The organism is Rhizobium sp. NPDC090279 (genome assembly GCF_044769665.1).
GTDB lineage: Bacteria > Pseudomonadota > Alphaproteobacteria > Rhizobiales > Rhizobiaceae > Rhizobium.
On sequence record NZ_JBIVYI010000013.1, the window covers coordinates 169,109 to 175,668 of the forward strand.

Below are 6,560 nucleotides of genomic sequence, written 5' to 3' on the forward strand. Positions count from 1 at the left end.
GGAAGCTGGGCCGGAAGCCATTGTCACGCCTCAGTGCATATCGCGGCAGAACTCAGCGATACGGGCACAGCCCTCGCCAAGCTTTTCCATGCTTGTCGCATAGGAGATGCGGAAATAAGGGCTCATTCCATAGGCGGAGCCCTGCACCGTCGCGACATGGTGCTCATCGACCAGCGCCATGACGAAATCGACGTCCGTCTCGATCTTGCGTCCGCCCTTGGTGGTCTTGCCGATCAAGCCGGACATATTGGGATAGATGTAGAAAGCACCTTCCGGCTTGTGGCAGCGCAATCCCTCGACCTTCGACAGTTGATCGAGAACGAAATCGCGCCTTTCCCTATAGATCGCCGCCCGCTCCTTCAGAAGATCCTGAGGACCGTCCAGCGCCGCGATCGCCGCCGCTTGCGAGACGGTGGCGATACCGCCACCATTCTGACCGTTGACGTTGCTGATGGCGGCAATCAATTCCTTCGATCCGCTGGCGCAATAGCCCAGGCGCCAGCCGGTCATGGCATAGGCCTTCGAGACGCCGTTCATCGTCAGGACGCGATCATAGAGCCTGGGTTCGGCATCGGCGATCGTGCAGAATTCGAATCCGTCATAGACCAGGTGCTCGTAGATATCGTCAGTCAGTATCCAGACGTTCGGATGGCGCAGCATGACGTCGGCGATCGCGGCCATGTCCGCGCGCGAACAGGCGGCACCCGTGGGATTGTTCGGAAAATTCAGGAGAAGCCATTTGGTGCGCGGCGTGATCGCCGCCTCAAGGTCCTCCGGACGCAGCTTGAAGCCGGCCTGCTCGAAGCAAGGCACGGCGACCGGGACACCGCCGGCAAACTTGACGATATCGGCATAACTGACCCATGACGGGGTGGGAATGACGACCTCGTCGCCTGGATTGCAGGTGGCGAGCATCGCATTGAAGATCACCTGCTTGCCGCCGCCCGAAACGACGATCTGGCTTGCGTCGTAGTCGAGGTTGTTGTCGCGCTTGAATTTTCGGCTGATCGCGGCCTTCAGCGCCGGCGTGCCATCCATTGGCGGATATTTTGTATCGCCGCCAAGTGCAGCTGCATGCGCTGCCTCGATTGCATGGGCTGGTGTCGGGAAATCCGGTTCCCCGGATGAAAGACTGACGACCTTGATGCCCTTGGCGGCCAGTTCGCGGGCGCGCTGGGTCATGGCGGCAGAAGCAGAGATGGAAACGTTCTTTAGTCGATTGGCGGTGGAGGGCATTGGCGTGCTCTTTCAGTGGAAACGAAAAACTTGGTGGCCAGAGGCAATCAGGACGCAAGCTCGGCCGCAGCCGTGAGCGTGGCACCGGAAGCCTCGATTTCGCTGCGGATGATGCGGGCAAGTTCAAGTGAGCCGGGCGTATCGCTGTGGACAAGGATCGAGCGGGCCGGCATTTCGAATATGGAGCCGTCGATCGCCTCGACGGTTCCGTCTGTCAGGAAACGGCGCACCCGCGCCCGAACCGAAGTCTCGTCCTTGACCAGTGCGCCCGGCAGACCGCGGGCGACGAGCCTGCCATCGGCATCATAGGCGCGGTCGGCCAGAAACAGCGCCAGCGTCTTGAGTTTCGCACGTTTTGCCGCCTTTTCGATTTCACTGTCAGGCGTTACGAACACGACGAGATGTGGGTCGATCGTGAAAATGGCATTCATCGTCAGATCGGCGAGCGCTGGATCGCGGTTGACCATATTGCCCATCGCCGCATGAAAGCTGAAATGTCCGACGGTCATGCCCTCGCTCCGGGCGATCGCGATCAGCGCGCCGAGCTGATAAAGCATCTGCTGCCGAAGCTCGTCCGGCTGGAACGGGATCTCGCGCCGGCCGAAGCCGGACCGGTCCGGCAAGCCTGGGTGCGCGCCGATACCCACACCGTTTTCCTTTGCGAGACGCACCATGCGCGCCATCGTCTCCGGATCGCCGCCATGAAAGCCGCAGGCGATGTTGGCCGACGACACGATCTTCATCATCGCTTCGTCATCGCATAGCCGATAGGGGCCAAAGCCTTCGCCCATGTCGGAATTCAGATCGATCTTCACCGCTTCCTCCTCTTCGTCCCCGCCATTCTGATCAGGCCATCGCCTTCAAGGCACGCTTGACCATTTGCGACGTCCGCCTGACATCTTCGACATAGCGGGTCACGGCCTGTTCGACCGCGCGCGCCTCGGCATGTGTCGAGCGGACGAAGCGGAGTCGGGTGCCGATCCGAGCCTGGCCAAGCCGCCAGAGATCGCACTCGATCACGCCGGCGATCTTGGGATAGCCGCCTGCCGTATTGGCATCGCTCATCTGAATGATCGGCTCGCCCGCTGGCGGGACCTGGATCACGCCGGGCACGACACCATGCGAGCGCATCTCGACCGTCGCCGTGGGTATGATCGGTTCCCCGGACAGGCGATAGCCGGTACGGTCGCTGCTCGACGATATCCTCCAGGTCTGGCTCCAGAAGGCCTCGCCATCCCCGGCGAACAACTCATGCTCGCCGGCCGGCATCGCACGGATCGGCAATGCGCCGTCGATGGGAGCCGGGAAGACATCACGCAAAGCGACAGCCGGCTCGATGACCGCAATGCCGCTTGCCGGCAAGGGAAGTGCATCCCAAGACTGGCCGAATTCAATCCTGTCGCCTTTGATGAGCGGCCGGCCGGCATTTCCGCCGAAGCCGCCGCGCAGCGATGTGCTTCGCGAGCCCATGAGAACCGGCACATCCAGTCCGCCGGCAAACAGGAGATAGGCGCGGGCCAATGTCGGCGGCTGTCTCAATTCGAGGATCTGACCCGGTTCGGCGCGATGGACGCACCAGGCAAGCAGTTCCCGGCCATCCAATGTCGGGCAGCCGTCTGCACCGGTGACCGCAAAGACGCCACCCGTCACGAACAGCAGTTTGAACGGAAAGGTCTGAACCTCTATAGCAGCCGCATCGTCGTCGTTGCCAACGAGGATATTGCCGATCTTCACCGCAAGAGGGTCCATCGCGCCGCTGGCTGTAACGCCGATGTCGCGATAGCCGGGGCGGCCGAGATCCTGGATTGTGTTGAACGGGCTGGTTTCAATGATCTCGATCATAGCTCGATCCTTGCCGGCAGAAAGCGGACGATATCCCCGGGCATCATCAAAGCCGGCGTCGCCGAAGTCGGATCGAACATCTGCAGCTCCGCGTGGCCGAGGGAATTCCACCCGTTCGGCCCTGTCAGCATCGCAACGCCTGTCTGCATTCCGCCGATCGTCACGCTGCCCTTCTCCATCCTGAGCGACGGCACGGTCTTGCGCGGCATATAGATGCGCGGGTCGAGCCCGTGCAGATAGCCGAAGCCGGGAGCGCTGCCCAAGGCGAAGACGCGGTAGCTCGCCTCGTGATGCAGGCGCACGACCTCGCGGTCGCTCAAGCCGCAGAAATCGCAGATGGCGGGAAGATCGATTGCATGAGCGCCGCCATAGTGAACCGGGATCTCGATGGTCTTCCCCGCGAGATCGAGGCTCTCGGCAGTGTTCCATGCCTCAAGAAGCCGGATCGTGACCATCTCGGGGTCTTCGGGCGTCTCCTTTAAGATCGCCAGAAGATTGGTCATTCCGGGGATCACTTCCGCTATATCGGCCCACCCCCTTACCGTCTGCGCCAAAGCCCAGATCCACCGCTGCGCGGGCAGATCGAATTCGCCCGGTGCCTCGAGCAGGAAAGACCGGGTGCCGATGCAGGAAATCCGTGCCCTGCCCTTGGCGACGGCAGCGATATTGCCCGACGAGGTGATAGTGTTCGACGTGGCAATCATCATAGCGGCTCTATCTCGAACAGAGGGTCGCCGAATCCGACCAGGGCTTCGGGTTCCACCAGTTGTCTGGTCAGCAAACCGGCCTTGCCGGCGGGAACGGGAAGCAAGACAAAACCGACGCGGATAAAACCGATCACGTCTTGGCTTGAGACCGCGCGAGGCAGCCGCTCGGCTCCGTCGGAATCAGAGCGTTGCAATGGATAGAAGTGGCCTGCCAACGGCGTTTTGACCGCCGCCGCCAACGCAGCCGGACCCGGCTGCGCGTTTCCCATCATGCTGACTTGGGTGCCCGCCTCCTTCGAAACCACGATGCGCAGATTGCCGGCGGGCCAGGAGATTTCCATGCCCTCGACGCCTGCCGCGGTCAGCGCATCGGCCAGGGCCGCAATGGTCGAGGGATCGCTGAAGTCGACCCTGCTCATTGCCCCCTCCTCTGCCGAAGCCATTGCTCCAGATAATGGATATCAGTCTCTCCACGAGCAAAATCCTCATCCTCGAACAAGGCCCTCAGCAACGGTAGGTTGGTGGAAATCCCCTCTATTCGAGTGGCGGAAAGCGCCTCGCGCATCTTCGCCATCGCATCCACCCGGGTCGGTGCATGGACGATCAGCTTGGCAATCAGCGAGTCATAATAGGGCGAGACTCGATAGCCGGCATGGATATGGGTGTCGACGCGGATACCCTGCCCTTCCGGCAGAGCCAAATTGGAGATCGTGCCCGCCGAAGGCAGAAAGCTTTCAGGATCTTCGGCATTGATGCGGCATTCGAACGAATGGCCGGTACACACCAAGTCATCCTGCCGCACTTCGAGGGGAAGACCCTGAGCAACCATTATCTGGGCGCGAACGATATCGATCCCGCTGGTCATCTCGGTGACGGGATGCTCAACCTGCAGGCGCGTATTCATTTCGATGAAATAGAAAGCTCCATTTTCGTAGAGGAACTCGAAAGTTCCAACGCCACGATAGCCGATCTGCCGGCAGGCTTCGACACAGGCCAAGCCGACGGGCCTGATCGCTTCTGGGGAAATCCCTGGTGACGGTGCCTCTTCCACGACCTTCTGATGCCGGCGCTGCATGGAACAATCGCGATGCCCGAGCCAAACGGCATTGCCATGGATATCGCAGAGCACCTGAATTTCGATATGACGCGGATGCTGGAGAAACTTCTCCATGTAGAGTGCCGGAGAACCGAAAGCCTGACGGGCTTCTTCCCGCGTCAGGGCGATGGCCTCATGCAGCTCGCCTGCTTCTGAAACCACCCGCATCCCTCGTCCGCCACCGCCGCCTGCCGCCTTGATGATGACCGGATAACCGATCTCCCGGGCGACACGCTCAACGGAGACGGCATCGTCAGGAAGCGCCGTGTCGGGGCCAGGCACGCAAGGTACACCGGCCGCAATCATCGCCCTTTTTGCCGATATCTTGTCGCCCATGGTCGCGATCGAAGACGCGTCAGGCCCGATGAATACGAGGCCGGCCTTCTCGACCGCCTCAGAAAAGGTCGCGTTTTCCGACAAAAATCCGTAGCCGGGATGGATCGCACCAGCTCCGGTCAGATGTGCAGCAAGCAGGATCGCATCCCGATTGAGATAACTGCCGGCCGCATTCGAGGGACCGATGCACAGAAAGCTGTCGGCCGCCTTGCCGTAAGACGCCTGCCTGTCCGCCTCGGAGCAGATCGCAACCATCTTCAGGCCGAGCTCGTTGCAGGCGCGCTGAATTCGCACGGCAATCTCACCCCGATTGGCGATCAGCACCGTATCGAAACGCAGGCCCATCTTGTCGAGAGAGTCCGTCATCACGCGATCTCCGCAAGTACATCGCCGGTCTCGACTTCACCACCATCCACTTCGGTGAGGTGCCTGATGCAGCCGGCCCGCGGCGCCGCGATCTTGTTGAAAACCTTCATCGCTTCGATGATGAAAAGGGTCTGACCCTCCTCGACCATATCGCCGACCTTGACGAAAGGCCCCTGTCCTGGCGCGGACGTCCGATGCAGAACGCCGAAGATCGGCGCCTTTACCGCGGTAATCGATGCCTGCGGTTTTCCCGAAACGCCGCAACCATAATCGACATCGCCGCTTGTAGCGCTCCCGGATGCCCGCTCTGGAGCGAGCGAGGCCGTCGGACCCGGTGTTCGGAAAATCCGGACCGTGACGTCCTTTTCCGTTACCGTCAGCTCGGTAACGTTGGATCGTCCGACAAAATCGATCAGTGTTTTTATCTTCGACAGGTCCATGCGAGAGCTCGGTATTTCGGAATACCTCTCGCAATCCAATCAGTGATGACTGCGTTTGGCTGACTTTCTCCCTACACGATGGCTCTCACGATGGGGTCAAAAGAACTTTTGATGACTTGCTCACGCAAGCGGCACACTGTCGAAGCCCCAAGGATATCGGGCCGCTGGTGGGCTTGAGCCGCCGATACTCTCAGCCTGGTCAAGCGGCCAGCGTTCCGAAGAAAGCTGCAAACATGCTCTTGATGGGATCGAACCGCGGCCGCGTTATGCTGTGAGAGTACGGTATTAGTATAAGTGCAGTCTCTCTCTTGCTGCAACCTTGCCATCGATCACTGTCGCAGGAGACATAACTCAGCCCATCCGTTCGGAGGCGTATGAACCTGGGCTTGCCGGGAAGACGACGGTGCGGTTGCCGTTGAGAAAGGTACGGAAATGGATATGCGCATGGATGGCGCGGGCCAGCACCTGGCTCTCGACATCGCGGCCGATCGACACGTAATCCTCGGCCGACTGCGCATGCGTGATGCGCGCCGTGTC

7 protein-coding genes and 1 pseudogene are annotated in these 6,560 nt (G+C 60.7%); all 8 read right to left on the reverse strand.

Annotated features, from left to right (window positions below; translation table 11 throughout):
* Positions 1–30 precede the first annotated feature (30 nt).
* Positions 31–1,236, reverse strand: a complete 1,206-nt coding sequence (locus tag ACIQWP_RS27750) for a pyridoxal phosphate-dependent aminotransferase (protein WP_402794511.1) — start codon at positions 1,234–1,236, stop codon at positions 31–33.
* 47 nt (positions 1,237–1,283) lie between these two features.
* On the reverse strand, positions 1,284–2,051 hold the full coding sequence (locus tag ACIQWP_RS27755) for a 5-oxoprolinase subunit PxpA (RefSeq protein ID WP_402794514.1): 768 nt from the start codon (positions 2,049–2,051) through the stop codon (positions 1,284–1,286).
* Between the two features lie 31 nt (positions 2,052–2,082).
* Positions 2,083–3,078, reverse strand: a complete 996-nt coding sequence (locus tag ACIQWP_RS27760; RefSeq protein WP_402794516.1) for a biotin-dependent carboxyltransferase family protein — start codon at positions 3,076–3,078, stop codon at positions 2,083–2,085.
* Positions 3,075–3,782, reverse strand: coding sequence for a 5-oxoprolinase subunit PxpB (pxpB, locus tag ACIQWP_RS27765; RefSeq protein WP_402794544.1), 708 nt, complete (start codon positions 3,780–3,782; stop codon positions 3,075–3,077). Before pxpB ends, ACIQWP_RS27760 begins: the two co-directional genes overlap by 4 nt.
* On the reverse strand, positions 3,782–4,204 hold the full coding sequence (locus ACIQWP_RS27770) for an acetyl-CoA carboxylase (protein ID WP_402794519.1): 423 nt from the start codon (positions 4,202–4,204) through the stop codon (positions 3,782–3,784). Before ACIQWP_RS27770 ends, pxpB begins: the two co-directional genes overlap by 1 nt.
* Positions 4,201–5,583, reverse strand: coding sequence for an acetyl-CoA carboxylase biotin carboxylase subunit (gene accC, locus ACIQWP_RS27775; RefSeq protein ID WP_402794522.1), 1,383 nt, complete (start codon positions 5,581–5,583; stop codon positions 4,201–4,203). The genes ACIQWP_RS27770 and accC overlap by 4 nt, the downstream gene beginning before the upstream one ends.
* The gene (locus ACIQWP_RS27780) at positions 5,583–6,023 is read right to left on the reverse strand and encodes an acetyl-CoA carboxylase biotin carboxyl carrier protein (protein ID WP_402794525.1); all 441 of its coding nucleotides are present in this window, start codon (positions 6,021–6,023) and stop codon (positions 5,583–5,585) included. The genes accC and ACIQWP_RS27780 overlap by 1 nt, the downstream gene beginning before the upstream one ends.
* Before the next feature lie 351 nt (positions 6,024–6,374).
* Positions 6,375–6,560 (reverse strand): annotated as a pseudogene (purU, locus tag ACIQWP_RS27785) (formyltetrahydrofolate deformylase); the annotation flags it as partial.